The sequence below is a fragment of the Micromonospora sp. WMMD967 genome, from assembly GCF_029626165.1.
Taxonomy (GTDB): domain Bacteria; phylum Actinomycetota; class Actinomycetes; order Mycobacteriales; family Micromonosporaceae; genus Micromonospora; species Micromonospora taraxaci.
Window position 1 is genome coordinate 4,004,729 of sequence record NZ_JARUBK010000001.1, and the last position, 17,433, is coordinate 4,022,161.

Here is a 17,433-nt window from a genome sequence, read left to right on the forward strand (position 1 = left end):
GATCGCGGGCTTTGGTTGACCGCGTTTCCACTGGCAACCAAGCCTCAGCAGTGCGATCAGCCGCGGTGTGGCAGGGTCACGCGGAGTTGCGCCACTTGCGGCCGTTGCGGCCGATGAGCCGGTCGGCGTCGGTCGGGCCCCAGGAGGCGGCCTCGTAGGTGGGGATCGGTGAGTGGTCCTTCGCCCAGTTGTCGATGATCGGGTCGACGATCCGCCAGCACTGCTGCACCTCGTCGCTGCGGATGAACAGCGACGCGTCACCGATCAGCGCGTCCAGGAGCAGACGCTCGTACGCCTCCGGGGACTCCTCGACGAACGTCTGGTCGTAGGAGAACTCCATCGTGGCGGTGCGGACCCGGAAGGAGTGGCCCGGCACCTTGGCGCCGAAGCGCAGCGAGATGCCCTCGTTCGGCTGGATCCGCAGGATCAGCGCGTCGGCGTCGAGGCCGGTGAGCTGGTCGGTCGGGATCGGCAGGTGCGGCGGGCGCTGGAACTGCAGTGCCACCTCGGTGAGTCGGGCCGGCAGGCGCTTGCCGGTGCGGACGTAGAACGGCACCCCGGCCCAGCGCCAGTTGTCCACGTTGAGCCGCATGGCCGCGTAGGTCTCGGTCCGCGACAGGGGATCGACGCCGGGCTCCTCGCGGTAGCCGGCCATCAGGTCCTCGCGGGTGCCGCCCCGGGTGTACTGTCCCCGGACCGCGGCCTCGGCGATGTCCCGGTCGGTGGGGAGCCGGATCGCCTGCAGCAGCTTCACCTTCTCGTTGCGCAGGCCCTCGGCCTCGAAGGAGGCCGGTGGCTCCATCAGTGCCAGCGCGAGCACCTGGAGCACGTGGTTCTGCACGATGTCCCGCATCGCGCCGGCCTCCTCGTAGAAGCCGCCGCGGCTGCCGACGCCGAGGGTCTCGGCGACGGTGATCTGTACGTGGTCGACCCAGGAGCGGTCCCAGATGGGCTGGAAGATCGAGTTCGCGAAGCGCAGCGCCAGCACGTTCTGGACGGTGTCCTTGCCCAGATAGTGATCGATACGGAAGACCTGGCTCTCGTCGAACGCGCTGTGCACGACGCCGTCGAGCTCGCGGGCCGTGACGAGGTCGCGCCCGTACGGCTTCTCGATGACCAGGCGGGAGAAGGAGCCTTCCCGGGGGTGGTTGAGCCCGACACCGGCCAGTCCGTTGATCACCGGCTCGAAGGCCCCGGCCGGCGTGGACAGGTAGAACAGCCGGTTGCCGGACGTCCCCCGCTGTGCGTCCAGCTCGTCGAGGGTTTCCACGAGCCGCTTGTAGGTCTCCGGGTCGTCGTAGCCGCCGGCCACGTACCGCACACTGCCCTGGAGTTGGCGCTTGCTGGCGAGGGTGCGTTCGCCGAGGGCGCTGTCGGCGAACTGCTCGTTGGTCATCGGCGTGCGCGCGACCCCGACCAGCGCGAACTGGTCCGGGAGCCGTTCGTGTCGCGCCAGGCTCTCGACTGCGGGCAGCAGCTTGCGCCGGGTCAGATCACCGGAGGCACCGAAGATCACCAGCGTGGCTGGCGGGGCACTGCGCTCCTGGATGAGCTGAGATGCGTTGTCCATGGTCGTCGTTCCTCCGGGCACAAGGGGTCTGGAGTTGAGGGTGCCGTGCTGTCATGCCAGGAATTGAGCGGCTATGGCGGGGGGTCACGGGGCGTGGCCCGTTGGTCGCGGAGCTTGAGCGTCGCATGGCCGGTCGGCATCGGCGGCGCTGGGCGTCCGGTGTCCCAGCCGGCGATCATCGGCAGCCTGGGGTGGCAGAGCAACCACTCCATCGTGGGCCCTGGAGCACGGCGTCGCCACAAGGGTTCCACCGGCCCACCGTACCGGGACAGGAGCGCTAAGGCCTGTTTCATAAGGACTGGCCGGCCTGCGGCGGGCCCGGACGACGCCCGGCGGCGTTGCGGTTTCGTCCGGATACAACACCGGTATCCGGACGAAACCGCGCCTTGCCGGATCGCCGCCCGGACTCCGCCTCGGCTCGACCGCCCTTATGAAACAGGCCTTAGGCGGGCGTGCCGGACCTGCCGGCGGTGATCTGGAGCCGGTCGACCTACGGCGGCTGTCCGCGTCTGCCGCCGTGCTCGCCTGGGCAGACACGACAACCACTCCTAGGATGCCGCTGTGAGTAGCGACTTTGGTTTCTGGAAGCGCGGCACGGGTGATCCTGCCGACATCTTCGACCGGCTCGCTGAGGGTGACACCAGCGACCTGGCGCCAGACCCGGGTGTGAAACGGTTCCGGGACGGGCTGCTTGCTCGCTGGGTCGACATCGAGGACGTACTGGAGCCCTCGACGTTCGACCTGGAGGACAGTCCGGACGACGCACTGAAGTACGTGCTTCTGACGCTGTCTGTCCGCCAACTCGACTATCTGCCAGAGATTCTGTCCCTGGCCAAGGACAACGGCCTCGTCGGATTCAGCGGCGTGGCCGGAGAGCCCATCTAGCCCCGATCGCGGTGGCGGCTGCTTCCGAGCCGCGTCACTGCATGGCGGTGGCCGGGGGATGCTCGAATGATTCGGGGCACTGGAAGGTGTACAGGGAGTAGCCGCGCCCGATCTGCACATCGGCGGTGTCCGGCGACGCGGCCGGATCCTCCTCGGAAGGGCGCCAGCTGCAGTTCATGCCGTTCCAGTCGCTTGAGCCCGCCGTGAAAATCAAGGTCATCGTGGTGCCGCAGACCGCACAGTCCATCGGATACGGGTCAGTGAGTGACCAGTTCGCGTATCCGCCGACCTTCCATCCCGGTGCCAGCGACAGGTCGCTCTGATAGTGGGGACGGCTCTCGTCCTCGTCGTCATCCCAGGCGTCGATTCGCTCGCACAGGTCGTCGGGGAGCAGGTCGGCGTACTGGTACTCGCGGACCTGCTCGGGGTGCACCACGCACGGAACCGGCAGGTACATGTCGCTGATCACCGGTGGCTCGGGGGCCGCTTCGAGCAGTGGACCCACGGCGGAACTGTCGCGCCAGTGGAGGAAGACGCGAGGGCTGTAGTGCCGGTCCGAATGGTCCACCGGGCACCACAGCACCTGAAGCACATCGCTGCCGTCCGGGCCGGCGTAGTCCGGGATGTCTCGTCGGTACAGCTGGGCGACCGGGACCAACGGGATCGGATCCTCGATCAGGTCGTCCAGGTCCAGAGCGTCGGCCGCGTCGAGTTCGCCCCGCTCTTCCGCTGTCAAGAAGTCCCCGCCCGGCAACCGCCCCCGGGTTTCCGCGCTCGCGAGGATCTGCCGTCTGCGGCGCAGGGCCGCCGGGGTGGTCAGGTTGTACGGCTCGTGCGCCCCGGCGTCGTCGCAGACCGGCCACACCTCGTCGGCCGGCCACAGCAGCGGCCCGCCGACCGAGCTGTCCGCGACGGTTGGAGCGCCGCGGCGGGGATGCAGGCGGGTAGCCGTACGGGAATGTTCCCGCAGTTCGGGGAAGAGCGCGGTGATGTCCATGGGACGCGGAGGCGTGGTGCGAACCATAGAAGTGAATCTTATGGCCCTCGTGCCGGTCCCGAATCCCCTGCCGTGCAGCCACGGGCCTGGCTCCCCAGGCTGCAACTGTGCGATCGGGGTCAGGCGAGCCTGTTCATGGCGGCCTGGATCTTCAGCCACGACGGGTCGCTGTCCGACGTGTCGGTGACTGTATCCAGTTCGCCGGGCTGCCAGGTCTGGTTGCCGTCGGTGAGATCAAGGTGGTCCATGTTGGTGGTCGGAGCCTCGGATGTGCCGGCAAGGAACTCGGTTACCGCGGCCGTCGATGCCTGAGCCGGGGCGGCCCGTCCCCCCGACAGCACCAGTAGCGTGCCGTCGTGGCCGGCGACGACCAGTTCGCCGGTGGCGCTGGCCGTCAGAGCGGTCACCCCAGATCCTGCCAGCACCTCGTGCTCGGTCACCTGTTCCCCGTCGATCTCGACCTCGATGACGACGCCTTTCGGCGTACCGAAGCAGAGAGCACCCGGAGATGGCCCGAACGCGACGTTGTGGCGCGACCAGGCGTTCATGCTGTCCAGCCACTCCTGCGGGTACGGGTACCCCGGGCTGGGGTCTCCGAGGGTCAGGACGAGGACGCGGCGCAGCGAGGGGAACTCGAACACCTCCAGCGAGTTGTCGTACGCGTTGCCCCGTACCGCGAAGTGCCGCCCGTCCGGGCTGAAGACAGGTGTCTCGTAACCGTCGCAGTCGAGGATCAACGCCCGCCGCATCGGCCGCAACACCGGCTCGGTGTCCCGGGAGAACAGCACCAGTGTGGCAGCTTGGTCGCTCTGCAGGGTGGCCACGAGGCCGCCGCCCGGATACACCGCGACTCCGGTGTCCCACTGTGGGCCGGTGGCGGTCGCGCCGGAGATGAGGTCGAGCGTGATGGACGACTCCCAGCCGTTCTCTCCGCCGCTTGGTGACAACCAGAGCCTTTGACCGTCCGGACTGAACGCCACGTCCCGTGGGTACTCGGCCGGTGGCAGCCCACCGATCGCGGTGATACCCGAAGGGGTCCAGTGGGTGGTGACGTTGCCGTCCGCTACCACCAACTGCGGCTCACTCGGATGCCAGGCGGCGGAGGGTGTCCGTTGGAACCGGTCATCGCCGTCGGCGTTGTAGCCGGCCGAATCGGCACCCACACCGCCAATCTCACGCAGCTGCCCGGCCGCGAACTCCCAGATCCGGATCGTCGGCCGTTCGGCATCCCAACCGGCAATCAACGGCAGCCTTGGGTGGCAGAGCAACCGCTCGATCGTGGCTCCGGAACGTATCTGGGCCAAGGTTTCCACCGGCACACCGTACCGGGGACAAGGGCGCACAAGCGGGCGTGCCAGGCCAGCGGCTGGGACCTGGGACTTCTCGTCGACAGTGGAGGGCGCTGATGTCGACGGTGTCGGGTCGCGCATGTGCGTCACCGATCAACGCGTCAACGCGGGCTCCAGCCGCACTCGGCGCCCCGGCCGGTCCACCTCGACGACAGTGACGGTGACGATCTCTCCGATTGCGGGCGCCCGGGTCAGAACCGACTCGTGAAGCAGACCAGCGATGCCCGGCACGACGCGGACAAAAGCACCGATCGGCACCACTTTGACGATCGGCCCGGACAGAACCTCACCAACCCGGTCCGCGAACTGGACCAGCGGATCCTCCTGCAACGCCTTCAACGACAGCTGCACCTGTCCACGAGTCTCATCGCAGTCGAGCACCTCGGCGCAGATCTGCTCGCCCGCGTGCACCACATCTTCGGGATGCGAGAAGTAATCCCAGGTCAGCTCCGGGATTCGAATGAACCCCGTGCCGCGCGAAGTGGCCGACTCCCCTTCGAGGCGTACGAAGACGCCGAAATTATGGATCTCTGAGATGACTCCGCGCACCACCGCGCCGCGTTTCGGTACACCTACAGACACGGCAGAACTGTATAGCCGATGCAGCGGTCCGCGGCTCCGCGGTTGGTCCTTCCAGCCCGGGCCACGAATCACCGGAGATCGACGATGCGGCGTCGACGCCGAGCACGTCCAGGTCGCCGTGGTCGCCGCGAAGAACTCCTACAACGCCACCATCCGCCCGGCCGAGCCGCCGCGAACGCCGTGCTGCTAAGGACCATGCGGTGCGCTGAGACCGACCACTCCGCCGATTCTGGCGACGATGCCGTCTGCGGCGTTCGTCGCGCTGGCGTACACCGATGATGGGCTCTGGAGCCCGTCGCCCTGGTGGATGTCGATTTCGCCGTTGCCGGTGGTGTCGAGCAGGTGTGCGGCGAGGCAGCCGACACTGTTGGCGTTGGCGATGTCCTCGTCGACGCCGATCGCCGGGGCGAACATCCGGGCGATGCCCGTTCTCGTGGGCGGCGACAGCGCGTAGACGAAGCAGCCGAGGTAAGCGAGTCGCCGACACTCGGCTGCCAGCCGATCGTGGTCGGGCTGTATGGACAGCAGCGTCCGGCGATCCCGTACGGGGACGAGGAGCCGTGGCGTGCCGGGTGAGGCGACCCGTACGTCGGCGGCGAGGTCCGTTCGTTCCAGACCGAGGGCGGCGATGATGCCACCGCCGGTCGGGTGGCCGCTGTCCGGTAGGGCGATGACGCCCTGGTCGAACCAGACCTCGATGCCGTCGTGCCGTCGAATGGCGGTTGTGGCGAAGGTACGGCCGCCGCTGCGCTGGTGGCCGAGGTGCTCGGTGGCGCCGCTGCGCTGCAGCAGGACGGCCTGCGCCGCGATGGTCCCATGCCCGCAGGTGGTGAGTTCCCCGGTGCCGGTGAAGAACCGCACCGTGGGAACGGCCGCTGTGCTGGTGTCGACGAACGCGGTGTGGGAGGTGCCGGCCGCCCCGGCGATCGCGTGCCGTTCGTCGTCGGTGAGCGCGGCATCGTCGATCACGACAGTGGTGGGGCTGCCGCCTCGTCCCTGGCGGGTGCAGGCGTTCACCACCGCCACTGGTGGGCCGAAAGCGCCGGGCGCTCGGATGCGAGCCATGACCACCCTCCGATTGCTTCGGATTCAGAAGCACGGTAGCGACTCCGTTCGGGAAGCGCCAGGGACGGTGTGCCGCGATTCAGGCCCTGTCGTCCGCGCTCAGGACTGAGGCCCAGGTGTCGGACCAGCGGACGAGCGGGCGCAGAGCCTGGTAGGCGCCGCGGCCGAGGTCGGTGAGCGCGTACGCCGTGTCCGGCTGCTGGGCGACGAGGTGGGCGTCGACCAGTTCGGTCAGCCGCTGCCGTAGGACGCTGGATGACATGTTGTCACAGCGCTGCTGTAGCGCGCGGAAGCCGACCGGCCCATGGTGCAGCTCCCAGACGATGCGCAGGTTCCAGCGACGCCCGAACAGGTCGAGGGCGGCCATGAGGGGTCGTCCGGTACTCGATCCGCGTACCGGCTGGCCCGGCCTGGGTGCCGTCATCGCCTGTGCCGCCCCTCTTGATGCTTCGATTTCCGATACCGTACCGTCCGGTGGGATGATTCGATTTCCGAAGCGATCGGGGTGGCTTCGTGAGGCGATTACGCACCGCGCTGTGTGACCGGTTGGGCATCGACCTGCCCATCATTCAGGCCCCAGTGGGTTCCGCCGCCGTACCCGAACTGGTGGCGGCGGTGTCGGAGGCCGGCGGTCTCGGCATGCTGGCGTTGACGTGGCAGAGCCCCGATCAGGCACGGCAGTCCATCCGACGTACCCGGGAGCTCACCACCCGACGGTTCGGCGCGAACCTGGTTCTCGACTTCCCGGTGGACGACCTGCTCACCGTGTGCCTGGAGGAGAGACTGCCGATCATCTCCACCTTCTGGGGCGACCCGTCGCCGGTGCACGGCCGGATCCAGCAGGCCGGCGCGCTGCACCTGCACACCATCGGTGACCTCGCCGAGGCCGTGCACGCCGTCACGGTCGGCGTGGACGTCGTGGTGGCTCAAGGGTGGGAGGCAGGCGGTCACGTCCGTGGCGGCACGACCACCATGTCCCTGGTGCCGGCCGTCGTCGACGCGGTCGGGCCGGTACCGGTGGTGGCTGCGGGAGGAATCGCGGACGGGCGTGGTGTCGCTGCCGCCCTCGCGCTGGGCGCCCAGGCCGCCATGCTGGGCACCCGCTTCCTCGCCGCCGACGAAGCAGCCACCCATGAGGTGTACCGGCAGCACCTGGTCGCGGCCACCGGAGCGGACACCGTGCACACCCTCTGCTTCGACGGCGGATGGCCGAACGCCCCGCATCGCGCACTGCGCAACACGACAGTGCGGCGTTGGCAGGCGGCCGGCTCGCCGCCCGCCCCACTGCGGCCCGGCGAGGGTGAGGTCGTCGCCGCTGACGCGTCCGGCCAGGAGCATTCTCGCTACGAGGACCTGATGCCGCTGCCCGGGATGACCGGTGACCTGGCCGCCATGGCCCTGTACGCGGGCCAGTCCGTGAGCCTCGTCCACGGCGTCTCGCCTGCTGCCCGCCTGCTCCGCGCCATCGCCGGTCAGGCCGCTGCCACCATCGACCTGCTGCAGAGCCCGGTGACCGGAGCGACGGCCTCGGGGTAGGGCGGTCAGGTCGACTGCCGCCGCCGGCCCAGTGACAGGAGCAGGCCGGCGGCGGCCAGGGCGACTCCACCGGCGGCGGTGTATGCCGGGAGTTGAACGGGGACGCCGAGGTGGACGGTGATGCCGAGAATGCGGGACAGACCCCAGGGCAGCAGCGCGAGCTGGTCGTTCCACACCGTCAGCGCGCGTTCCAGGCCCACCACCCAGACCACTGCGGACAGCACGCCGAGGGGCACACCCGCGGCGGTGAGGGTCAGCCCGACGGCGCTTCGGCGGCGTAGGCCGTACCGGTCCCGCAGGACCACGGCGACGGCCACGAACAGCCAGCCGAACGCCGCGAACGCGACGGTGACGTACGCCGCGCGCAGACCCGGCGCGGTCCAGAAGGCGAACCAGTACCCGCCCGGTCCGCGCCCGGCGAGCGCCGCCAGCAGCAGTACGCTGCGCAGCAGCGCGACGCCGCCGACCACTGCCCACAGGTGGAACGGATCCCGCCGGCCGACGACGAGGCGTACGACGAGGGCGAACAGCGCCCACCCACCGAGGGTGACCAGCAGGTGCGCCGGCGCGGCGAACCAGGTCGATACGAGCCGACTCGCCACCAGCACCACGGCCGGAACCAGCCACACCAGCACCCGGTCCGCGCGCGTCGTGGGCGTCGGCAGCGCGGCGACCCGCCACGGCCGGAGCGCGCCGAGCAGCAACCCGCGCGCGGCGGCCGCGCCGAACCCGCGCCGGTACAGGCCGAGCAGCACCACGAGCAGGATCGACCCGAGCATCGCCCGGGCCGCCCAGGCCATCGCCGGGTCCCGGTCCGCGCGCTGCGCCCCGAGGTCGGCGGCGGTGAAGTTGTACGCGGGCAGGTCCAGGTCGGCGCCGTAGCGCTGCCGGTGCGCGTCGCGCGCGTCGTGGTATGCCGCCGAGGCCCGCCGCCAGTCGTCACGGGCGGCCGGTGCGCCCGTGTCCAGCCACTGCGCGTGCCGCAGCACCATGGTCCGGTACGCGCTCAGCGTCTCGAACAGGTCGACCTGGTAGTCGAGGGTCGCGGTGAAGCGCCCGCGCAGCTCGGCGTCCCGCCAGGTCGCCGCATCGGTCGCGGCGACCAGGTCGCGCATGCGCCGGGCCAGCGCGACGGCCTGCCTGCCCTCCTCGATCGCCTCGTCGACGCGGCCGCCGGTCACCGCGTAGATGCTGTCCAACGCCGCGGAGTCGCCGGTCAGGATGTCCCATTCGAAGATCCACATCATGGGCGGCGGTTCCAGCCCGAGCGCCCGCACCGACCGGTCGGCGTACGGACCGATGTAGAGGCCTTTGGTGACCGCCTGCCGGGACAGCGCCATGGCCTGCCCGATCGCGGCGACGGTGGCGGGGTCGCCGGAGAACGTGCGGTACGCCCAGTCCGCCGTGATCTGCGCCGGGTCGGCGTGCGGGTCCCAGGCCAGCCGGCCGACGGCGTACGTGTTGAGGTCGTAGAGCTGCCAGAACCCGGCGCGCAGGTACAGCGACATGGGCCCGGCGCGCAGCGGCCCGCCGTCCTGGGTCCAGTTCCAGACACCCTCGACGTTCGGGTTGGCGGCGAGGAACGTAAGCAGCGCCTGGCGGTGCAGCGGACCGAGGTCGTTGGGCAGCGAGCCGAACGCCTCGAACTCGCGCCGGGCCTGGAACTCCACGATGCGGCGGTGTCCGCCGCCCAGCAGTGTGTTGTTGAGCGGTAGGTGGCTGTAGAAGTCGCCAAGGGTGTACTTGGTGGACACGATCAGGTGCGGGTCGTCGAACCCGCCGAGGACCTGCGCGTACGACTCCGGGTTGGTGTGCAGGTCCCCGACGGCGCCGACGCCCACCGTCCAGGTCCGGAAGATGATCTCCTTTCCGGCGGGGCCCGCGGTGTCCAGCAGCGCCCGCAGCATCGCGCGCACTGACGCTTCGGTGGTGACCGCGAGCCGTGACGAGTAGTCCCAGCCGCTTCCGGCGTACACCTCGCCGCCCTCGCCGACGCGGACCATGAGGCCGTCGACGAACGGCATGCTCTCGAACAGCTCGGCCAGACCGGCCTGGTAGACCGCCCACAGCCGAGGGTCGGCGGTGTCGAGGCCGCCGACGGTCCGCGTCAGGTATGCCTCCAGCGGGGGCGATACCGCGAGCATGTCGGTCAGCAGGAAGACCCGCACGCCCATGTCCTCGGCGTACCGGAAGACGGGGCCGAACGCCGCGACCATGGCCCGTGCGCGGTCGACGTGCGGGTCTCCGGGCGGGTAGACCGCGCGCCCGTCGCCGACCTTCGCGAACGTGACGTACTCCAGGAAGCCGGGCACGACGATTCCGTTGAATCCCTGCGCCACCGAGTGGTCGACGAACTGCCGGAACTGGGCGTCGATGCGGGCCACCGCGCCGGCGTCGACCCACGGCGCGTCGGGCAGCACCGCCGACCCGACCACGTCGGTGTTCAGGCCGTAGTCGTCGCCGGCGGCGAAGACGGCCGGGTCGGGCTCGCGTCCCACCGACCCCGCGTCGGTCAGCCGCAGGCCGAGCCGGGGGACGACCACCCGGCCCGCGTCCGCCGCGGGGAGCGCCTCGGTGCCGGAGCGGATCCGGTCGGCCAGCCGGTACATCCCGGCCGCCACGCCCGCAACGTCGCTGCCCTGGACGGTCAGCTCGGCGCCGCGCACGTCGAGCCGGTACGACTCAGGCGTACCACCGAGGGTGGCCTGCACGCCGGCCCGCAGCGTGGTCACCGCCGACAGGTCCGGGGCCGCGCTACGCGCCGTGCCGGTGCCCGGCGCGGACCTGGCCGGGTTCGACGCGCCCGGGACGAGCGCCGGCCGGGGCAGGCCGCGGAAGACCACCGCGTCGGCGACGGCGGCGGCGGCCTTCCGGACGCGTGGCTCGTCGGGCACGACGAGGGACGCCAACGGCGGGACCGGGGCGGGCGTCCGTGCCGGCGCGGCGACAGCGTCCTCGCGCGGCACGGCGGCGGGGGAGTGGCTCAGCCCCAGCGTGTCACCGATAGCCCAGGCCGTGGCCGCGCCGAGCGCCACCAGAACCACAGCGGCGACAAGCAGCGGGTACGGCCTACGGGACCGGGCAATGTGAGCCACGCTCGCATGGTAAGGCTTCGCCGGCCTCCGTCTTCCGACGTGGACAAGCAGGATGTCGCGGCAATCAGGATGGAGTCATCGAGCGACGAGCGTCGTGTCGGCTTGCCCGGCCCCGCACGCCAAGGCCGGAACCTGCCTGGAACCATCGCAGTCGTGACGACCTTCCGCCTGCTGGCACAGACGAGTCGTTCCTCGCGATTCGCCAAGGTGACGGTCGAGGTCGCAGCGTCGGATCGGTCCGACGTCGAGGTGACCGCCGCCGCGACCGACGAACACCGGCGGGAAGCTGAGCTGGGCGCCCGGTGGGCTCTGCATAGATCTCCCACCGAGGTACGGGTAACTGTCACCGACGTTGTCACCACCGACGTCGACACCGGCCTGGGCGACGTCTACGAGGCCACCGCCCGCGCCGTGTGGCAGGCGCTGAGTATCGAGCACCCGGTGCCGTACGTGGGCTTCAGCGATCCCGAAATGGTCGCGTCGTGGCTGAAGGGCGCGGTGGGCCGGCGGCTCGACGCCGTGACCGAGGCCCGGCACTGGTCCGAGGGACGGCGCGAACCGGACGCCGAGAGCCTGCTGCATGCCTGGCTGTACTTCGAAGGCGGGATGCCGGTCAATCTGCACGGCCGTGGCGACCAACTCCTGCTCGCCAAGGAGAAGCCGTACCGATCCACCGACCTGGACGAGCACGGCGAGATCAGGGTCGGTCCGGCGCGGCATCCGGACGTGCTGTCCGGGTTCATCGGCGAGCGGCTTGCCGATGGCGCCGTCATCCTCGGCCCTGACGGCGACACGGTCTCCGCTGGAATCGTGTTGCGGTTCGAGAAGGGCGACCTCGTCATCGGCACGCTCGGCGACGAGTGGGTTCTCGCCGTCGGCTCGGTGCCGTCTGCCGCCGCGCACTACTGGGCTGTGCAGCCCTTCGTGTACGGCGGCGGAGGATAGCGGGCACCTCGTCGTCTCCCGGGCCACAAGTCCGCTGTCGCGATGGTGGCGGGCCGACCTCCATGGCGATCATCGTTATCTATCGCTACGATCCGATGTCGAGAGATCACTGAGCGTGGATATGTGCTGTCCGCAAGCGCTGGCCTCGGGCAACGCGGCGCCGCTTTGAACGTGGTCCGGCCCGAGGATCACGCCGTCTCGACGAAGGGAACCCGGATGACGGAGAGCGCGCAGACCACCGAGAGCCGTGTCATTCCGCCCGCGCGACCGTACCCGTTCAGTGTGCCCGACCGCCTCGTCGTCGATCCGACCTACGGCGAGCTGCGCGAGAACGAGCCGATGACCCGGGTGAAGTGCCCCTACGGCGAGGAGGCGTGGCTCGCCACCCGCTACGAGGACGTCCGTCTGGTCCTCGGCGACGTGCGGTTCGGCCGCGCCCCGGCCGTCGAGCGCGACGAGCCCAGGCTCACCCCACGCCAGCAGTACAGCGGCATGCTGACCATGGACCCGCCCGATCACACCCGGCTGCGCCGGCTGGTGGCGAAGGCGTTCACGGCACGTCGGGTGGAGGCGCTGCGTCCCCGAACCCAGGAGATCGCCGACACGCTGATCGACGACATGGTCCGGCTCGGTCCTCCGGCCGACCTGGTGGAGCACGTCGCCACGCCGCTGCCGATCCAGGTGATCTGCGAGCTGCTCGGGGTCCCGTACGCCGACCGCGACCGTTTCCACATCTGGTCCGAGGCGATCGTCTCGACCACCTCCCTGCCAGAGGAGACGGTCCAGGAGTACCTGAACAATCTCTGGGGCTACATCGCTGGTCTGGTCGCCGAGCGCCGCCGCGACCCGGGGATCGACGACCTGCTCGGCGCGTTGGTGCGGGCCCGCGACGAGAATCAGGATCGGCTCAGCGAGACCGAGCTGGTGGAGCTGGCCGGAGGGCTGCTGGCTGCCGGCCACGAGACCACGGTGACGCAGATCCCCAACTTCATCTACGTCCTGCTGCACAACCCCGACCAGCTCGCTCGGCTGCGGGCCGACCCGTCGCTCGTGCCGGCCGCGGTCGAGGAACTGTTGCGGTACGTGCCGCTCGGCGTCGGATCCTCCTTCGCTCGGTACGCCAAGGAGGACGTCGAGGTCGGCGGGGTGCTGGTCCGGGCCGGTCAGCCGGTTCTGGGCTCACTGTCGTCGGCGAACCGGGACGGTACCGTCTTCGCCGATCCGGACCGGCTGGACTTCGACCGTGAGCAGAACCCGCACCTGGGCTTCGGTCACGGCGTACACCACTGCGTCGGCGCGCAGCTGGCCCGCATGGAGTTGCAGGTCGCCGTCGCCACCATCGTCACTCGGCTGCCCGGCTTGCGGCTCGCCGTACCGGAGGCCGAGCTGGAGTGGAAGCGGGGCATGTTGGTGCGGGGCCTGCTCGGCATGCCGGTGGCCTGGTGAGTGCCACCTGGCGGATCGGGGTGGACTCGCGCCGTTGCATCGGCACGAGCATCTGCGCCGGCACCGCGCCCGAGCACTTCCGTCTGGTCGACGGCCTGTCCGCGCCGCGGGCCGAGGTCGTCGCCCCGGACGAGGTCGTCATCGACGCCGCCGACTCGTGCCCGGTGGAGGCGATCACCGTCCGCGACGCCGACGACGACCGGCTGATCGCGCCGCAGGAGTAACCCGGAACGATCCCTGGCCCGCGCCCACGGCGCACGTTCGGCAGATCAGCGACGAGGCGGGTCGCACTGCCGCAACCGGGCCGCCGATCGAGAGCGAGAGGGGGCCGAGGCGGCACTGCGCCCCGGCCCCCTCCGCCAGTGTGGGACGGAACAGGCGTCTCTCAGGTCAGCCGCAGCGTTGGCCGTTGAGGGTGAAGACGGTCGGCGCCGGGTTCGTGCCGCTCCACGTGCCGTTGAAGCCGATGCCGGTCGACGCGCCGGGGGCGAGTTTGCCGTTCCAGTTCATGCTGTCCGCGGTGACGCTCGCTCCGTTCTGTTTCCAGGTGGCCGACCAGCCCTGACCGACCTTCTGGCCGGCGGTGGGGAAGTCGAAGGCGAGTTTCCAACCGTCGATCGCGGTGGTGCCGGTGTTCTTGATCGTCACGGTTGCGGTGAAGCCGCCCGGCCAACTGTTCGCCGTGTAGGCGACAGTGCAGCCGCCGGTCGGCGCGGCGGGCGCGGACCGCACGCTCAGGCCGGGCGAGGCCGCCGAGACGTTGCCCGCCGCGTCACGGGCGGTCACCACGAAGGTGTACGGGGTGTCCGGCGTCAACCCCGTCACGGTGTACGTGGTGCCGGTGGCGGTGCCCACCTTCACGGTGCCGGCGGCGTCGACCCGGTGCACGTCGTACCCGGTGACGGCGGTGTCGTCGGTGGACGGCGTCCAGGCCAGCGCGATGCTGTCGCTGGTGATCGTGCCGGCGGTCGGCTTGCCCGGGACGGTCGGCGCCTGGGTGTCGCCGGGCGTGGTGGCGCGCGGCAGCACCAGGTGGGTGATCGAGTTGGTCGGGAAGGTGGTCGTGAGGCCGCCTGCGGTCACCGGCTGGTCGGCCTCCCGGACGACACCGGCGAGGTTGGCCCCGCTGTAGCGGTAGACCTGGGCGGTGCTGGCGGAGGCACCGGTGAGCGCGACCGAACTGGTCAGGTCGTCGCCGGTCTTGTTGACCACGACCAGTGTGAGTGCCTTGTCGGCGTTGCGCTCGGCGGCGTACACCGCCAGTTTGCCCTGGTCGGCGCTGGTGGCCCGGACGGACGTCTCGCCGAACGCGCCGCCCTTGCCGTCGTAGTTGCGGTAGATGCGGAAGGCGTTGGCCACCGGCTGGTCGGCCGTCGGCGCGGTCCAGAGGGTCGCCAGGTCGAGTCCTTCGCGGCCGAAGATACCGAGGACGTCGGCGTGGGCGAGAGCGCCGTTGAGCGACCCGTAGCCGCCCCAGTTGTATTCGGTCATCGCGATCTTCGTGCCCGGGTAGTGCTGGTCGACCAGCTCACGCAGGCGCGGGATGTACCGGACCGGCTGGTTGATCCAGCTCTCGTCCACATAGGTCGGGTCCCAGAGTTGGCGGGTCGAGCGCAGTCGCAGTGCCTGGGTGGTGGCGTCTCCGGCCGCGTCGCCGAGCACGCCGGCCTGCTGCGGGTAGAGGTGGACGTCGAAGTAGTCGAGGATGCGGGTGCCGTGCTGCTGCTCGTACTCGCGCATCCGGTCGAGGTACCAGGGGCCGAGGTCCTGGCCGCCGTGCGCGGCCTTGTCCGGTGGGTTCGACCAGCAGCCGGTACGCGAGCAGGTGTCCTGGTCCAGGCCCGAGAAGAAGATCGAGTTCAGGCCCCAGCCGACGGGACCGAGCGTCTTCGCGCCGGGGTCGGCGGCCTTGATCGCGGCGGCGTACTCGTAGGTGCGGTCGCGGAGCTCGTCGTAGCCCAGTCCGACCGGGCGGACGTCGCGGTGGGTGGAGTGCCACAGGTCCGGCTCGTTGTCCAGGTTGTAGAACTGGACTCCGCCGTCGGCGGCGGCGCCGAACTGTCCCTTGAGGTGGTTGACGAAGTCCGTGGCGTACTCCGGACCGACGGCGATGCTGGTGTCCGCCGGATCGTTGCCGGTGACCAGTGAACCGTCCGGCTTCTTGCCGTTGCCGCAGTCCGGCGCCCACGGATCGGTGGACTCCTGCGGGCCGTACGTGGTGACGCTGAAGCCACATGCCCGCGACCGGTCCTTGGCGATCCAGCCGAGCATCGGCATCGTCATGACCGTGGCGGCACCGGTGGCCTTGTTCTGCCGCACGAACCGGTCGGTCTCCGAGCCCGCCGGGAGATCGTCCGGGCTCGGGTTGTCGTTGGGGATGTTCTCGAAGTACCAGTCCGCCGCGCGGTTGGTGGTGTCGGCGCGGAAGTTGTAGCGGGTGGTGGCGTTGCCGCCGTACCGGTGCACTGGCAGCCGCAGGTCGCGGGCGAGGGCTTCGTCGGCGAAGTTCATGCCGTAGATGTAGGGGCTGATCTGGTGTCGGGCGGTGGTGGTGTCCACGGCCAGCGCCGGGCCGGCTACGGCCAGGGCGGGCTCCGGTAGGACCAGACCGCCGAGGGCCGTGGCGAGCACGACCGGGAGGAGAGCGGTGGTGGGACGCACGAGCATTCCTTTCGGATAGAAGCTCGACGATGGGAGCGCTTCCACAGGATTGCGCTTACCTGGCTTCGAGTCAACGCCGCCCAACCCGTTGTGGATCATGCTGAGTCGAGCGCGATCGCGCTGGGTGGGCCCATCCGAAGCCCCACCGGCGCGCTACCACAGCTTCAGGATGGTGAGACACACTGAGTTGTGGATCATTCGTTGACGGTTCGTTGGTCACGGCTTCTGCATCTGCGCGCGAGCGAGTCGACATCGGCGGCGGCACCCGGCGCTCTCGTCGTGGCGGAGCGCCACTCACGTCTGGTTCGACTGAACCCTGGGACCGGGACGCCGTTATGGGAGCAGGGCGTCGAGGACTGCTGGGGCACTAGCGTCATCGCAGGCGAGCGCTGCCTCTACCTGAGTCAGGCTGGTGTCCTCAACTGCTTCGACATGCACAGCGGGCAGCGGAGCTGGTCGACCCCGAACCTGAGCTTGCACCGTTACCTCAGTGTCAGCGGATCCATCGCGTTCCTCGGCGGATGGCGTGGCTACCGTCCGCTGATACGAGTGGATCTGGACAATGGCGAGCCTCTACCGGGTCAGTTTCCAAAGCTTGCGGCAGGCAGCAGCTTGGCCTGGCCTCTGCCTGTGCGATCAGGCCTGGAGCGGTCCCCGGCTGATGCGGTCCTGATCGCGACTGCCAACGAGGCGGCGCTGCTGCTGTTGGATGCGCGAACCGGCGCTGCCAGGAGTGAGTGGGCGCTGCCGGAACCGGTGTGCTTTCCCGACTCCGGCCTCGCCTTCAATGTCGACGATGACGGCCGCGTCGTCTTCCTCAGCGGCAGGCGCACCGTCATGGCCCTGAGTCCCGGCAGCGGTGTGGAAGTCCTGTGGCAGCACGACCGTGACCTGCCACCGCTGCCGCCGATCCTCACTGGCCGGACGCTGTGGCTGGCCGAAGACACCGGCGTCACGATCATCGACCTGGACCGCGGTGCCCGGACAGAAGTGGTGGACCTCCCGCACGGTGCCACCTGTGGTGGTGTGCCCGTCCCTGGAGGTGCGCTCTTCGCTCGCTCCGGTAACCATCTCGTCGTACTGACCCCGGGCGGGGTGATCGCGGCTCGCATGCGACTTCCCGCACCCACCGACCGGCTACTCTCCGACGGTCGAACCTTGGTACACGCGATGGGCAAAGGCCACCTCACCACGCTCGACATCTCGACCAAGCTGACCCGATCCCTTGTGGCTGACGGCATCTGGCCGCGTCCAACACAGTGAGCCGGCTCAACGCCGCCTCGACAGGAGGCTGATGGCGCA

The 17,433-nt window shown here is 69.9% G+C and carries 14 protein-coding genes; 6 read left to right on the forward strand and 8 right to left on the reverse strand.

Annotated elements, in window-relative coordinates; translation table 11 throughout:
- Positions 1-76: 76 nt before the first annotated feature.
- Positions 77-1,570 (reverse strand): glucose-6-phosphate dehydrogenase, encoded by a 1,494-nt coding sequence (gene zwf, locus O7631_RS18475; RefSeq protein WP_278145338.1) that lies wholly within the window; start codon positions 1,568-1,570, stop codon positions 77-79.
- Between the two features lie 561 nt (positions 1,571-2,131).
- On the opposite strand from zwf, the gene O7631_RS18480 reads away from it, so the two are divergent.
- Positions 2,132-2,455 carry a hypothetical protein gene (locus O7631_RS18480; protein ID WP_278145339.1) on the forward strand — a complete coding sequence of 108 codons (324 nt, stop codon included), beginning with the start codon at positions 2,132-2,134 and terminating at the stop codon, positions 2,453-2,455.
- Between the two features lie 34 nt (positions 2,456-2,489).
- On the opposite strand, the gene O7631_RS18485 is transcribed toward O7631_RS18480, so the two are convergent.
- From O7631_RS18485 to O7631_RS18505, 5 genes are all read right to left on the reverse strand, one after another.
- On the reverse strand, positions 2,490-3,611 hold the full coding sequence (locus O7631_RS18485) for a hypothetical protein (RefSeq protein ID WP_278145340.1): 1,122 nt from the start codon (positions 3,609-3,611) through the stop codon (positions 2,490-2,492).
- Complete coding sequence (locus O7631_RS18490; RefSeq protein ID WP_278145341.1) at positions 3,572-4,765, reverse strand: hypothetical protein; 1,194 nt, start codon at positions 4,763-4,765, stop codon at positions 3,572-3,574. Before O7631_RS18490 ends, O7631_RS18485 begins: the two co-directional genes overlap by 40 nt.
- A gap of 129 nt (positions 4,766-4,894) precedes the next feature.
- Positions 4,895-5,383, reverse strand: coding sequence for a S1 RNA-binding domain-containing protein (locus O7631_RS18495; RefSeq protein ID WP_278145342.1), 489 nt, complete (start codon positions 5,381-5,383; stop codon positions 4,895-4,897).
- 186 nt (positions 5,384-5,569) lie between these two features.
- Positions 5,570-6,448, reverse strand: a complete 879-nt coding sequence (locus tag O7631_RS18500; protein ID WP_278145343.1) for a PhzF family phenazine biosynthesis isomerase — start codon at positions 6,446-6,448, stop codon at positions 5,570-5,572.
- A gap of 79 nt (positions 6,449-6,527) precedes the next feature.
- Positions 6,528-6,815 carry a helix-turn-helix domain-containing protein gene (locus O7631_RS18505; RefSeq protein WP_278145344.1) on the reverse strand — a complete coding sequence of 96 codons (288 nt, stop codon included), beginning with the start codon at positions 6,813-6,815 and terminating at the stop codon, positions 6,528-6,530.
- A 146-nt stretch (positions 6,816-6,961) separates the two neighbouring features.
- Here O7631_RS18505 and O7631_RS18510 point away from each other — a divergent pair, with 146 nt between their 5' ends.
- Entirely contained in the window at positions 6,962-7,984 is a 1,023-nt protein-coding gene (locus O7631_RS18510; protein ID WP_278145345.1) for a nitronate monooxygenase, read from the forward strand.
- Between the two features lie 5 nt (positions 7,985-7,989).
- Here O7631_RS18510 and O7631_RS18515 read toward each other — a convergent pair whose 3' ends face one another.
- On the reverse strand, positions 7,990-11,079 hold the full coding sequence (locus O7631_RS18515; protein ID WP_278145346.1) for a hypothetical protein: 3,090 nt from the start codon (positions 11,077-11,079) through the stop codon (positions 7,990-7,992).
- 153 nt (positions 11,080-11,232) lie between these two features.
- On the opposite strand from O7631_RS18515, the gene O7631_RS18520 reads away from it, so the two are divergent.
- From O7631_RS18520 to O7631_RS18530, 3 genes are all read left to right on the forward strand, one after another.
- Positions 11,233-12,024: a hypothetical protein gene (locus tag O7631_RS18520; protein WP_278145347.1), complete on the forward strand. Its 792-nt coding sequence runs from the start codon at positions 11,233-11,235 to the stop codon at positions 12,022-12,024.
- Between the two features lie 216 nt (positions 12,025-12,240).
- A complete protein-coding gene (locus tag O7631_RS18525; protein WP_278145348.1) occupies positions 12,241-13,470 on the forward strand; it encodes a cytochrome P450 in 1,230 nt (409 codons plus the stop codon).
- On the forward strand, positions 13,467-13,694 hold the full coding sequence (locus O7631_RS18530) for a ferredoxin (RefSeq protein ID WP_278145349.1): 228 nt from the start codon (positions 13,467-13,469) through the stop codon (positions 13,692-13,694). The genes O7631_RS18525 and O7631_RS18530 overlap by 4 nt, the downstream gene beginning before the upstream one ends.
- 166 nt (positions 13,695-13,860) lie before the next feature.
- Here O7631_RS18530 and O7631_RS18535 read toward each other — a convergent pair whose 3' ends face one another.
- Positions 13,861-16,131 carry a glycoside hydrolase family 44 protein gene (locus tag O7631_RS18535; protein WP_278145350.1) on the reverse strand — a complete coding sequence of 757 codons (2,271 nt, stop codon included), beginning with the start codon at positions 16,129-16,131 and terminating at the stop codon, positions 13,861-13,863.
- Positions 16,132-16,332: 201 nt separating this feature from the next.
- Between O7631_RS18535 and O7631_RS18540 the strand changes: the two genes are divergently transcribed.
- A complete protein-coding gene (locus tag O7631_RS18540; protein WP_278145351.1) occupies positions 16,333-17,394 on the forward strand; it encodes a PQQ-binding-like beta-propeller repeat protein in 1,062 nt (353 codons plus the stop codon).
- Positions 17,395-17,433 lie beyond the last annotated feature (39 nt).

What these genes read in the sequence shown, in the direction of transcription:
- zwf (WP_278145338.1), bottom strand. Translation starts at nt 1,570, where the DNA reads ATGGACAACGCATCTCAGCTCATCCAGGAGCGCAGTGCCCCGCCAGCC.
- O7631_RS18500 (WP_278145343.1), bottom strand. Translation starts at nt 6,448, where the DNA reads ATGGCTCGCATCCGAGCGCCCGGCGCTTTCGGCCCACCAGTGGCGGTG.
- O7631_RS18505 (WP_278145344.1), bottom strand. Translation starts at nt 6,815, where the DNA reads ATGGCCGCCCTCGACCTGTTCGGGCGTCGCTGGAACCTGCGCATCGTC.
- O7631_RS18525 (WP_278145348.1), top strand. Translation starts at nt 12,241, where the DNA reads ATGACGGAGAGCGCGCAGACCACCGAGAGCCGTGTCATTCCGCCCGCG.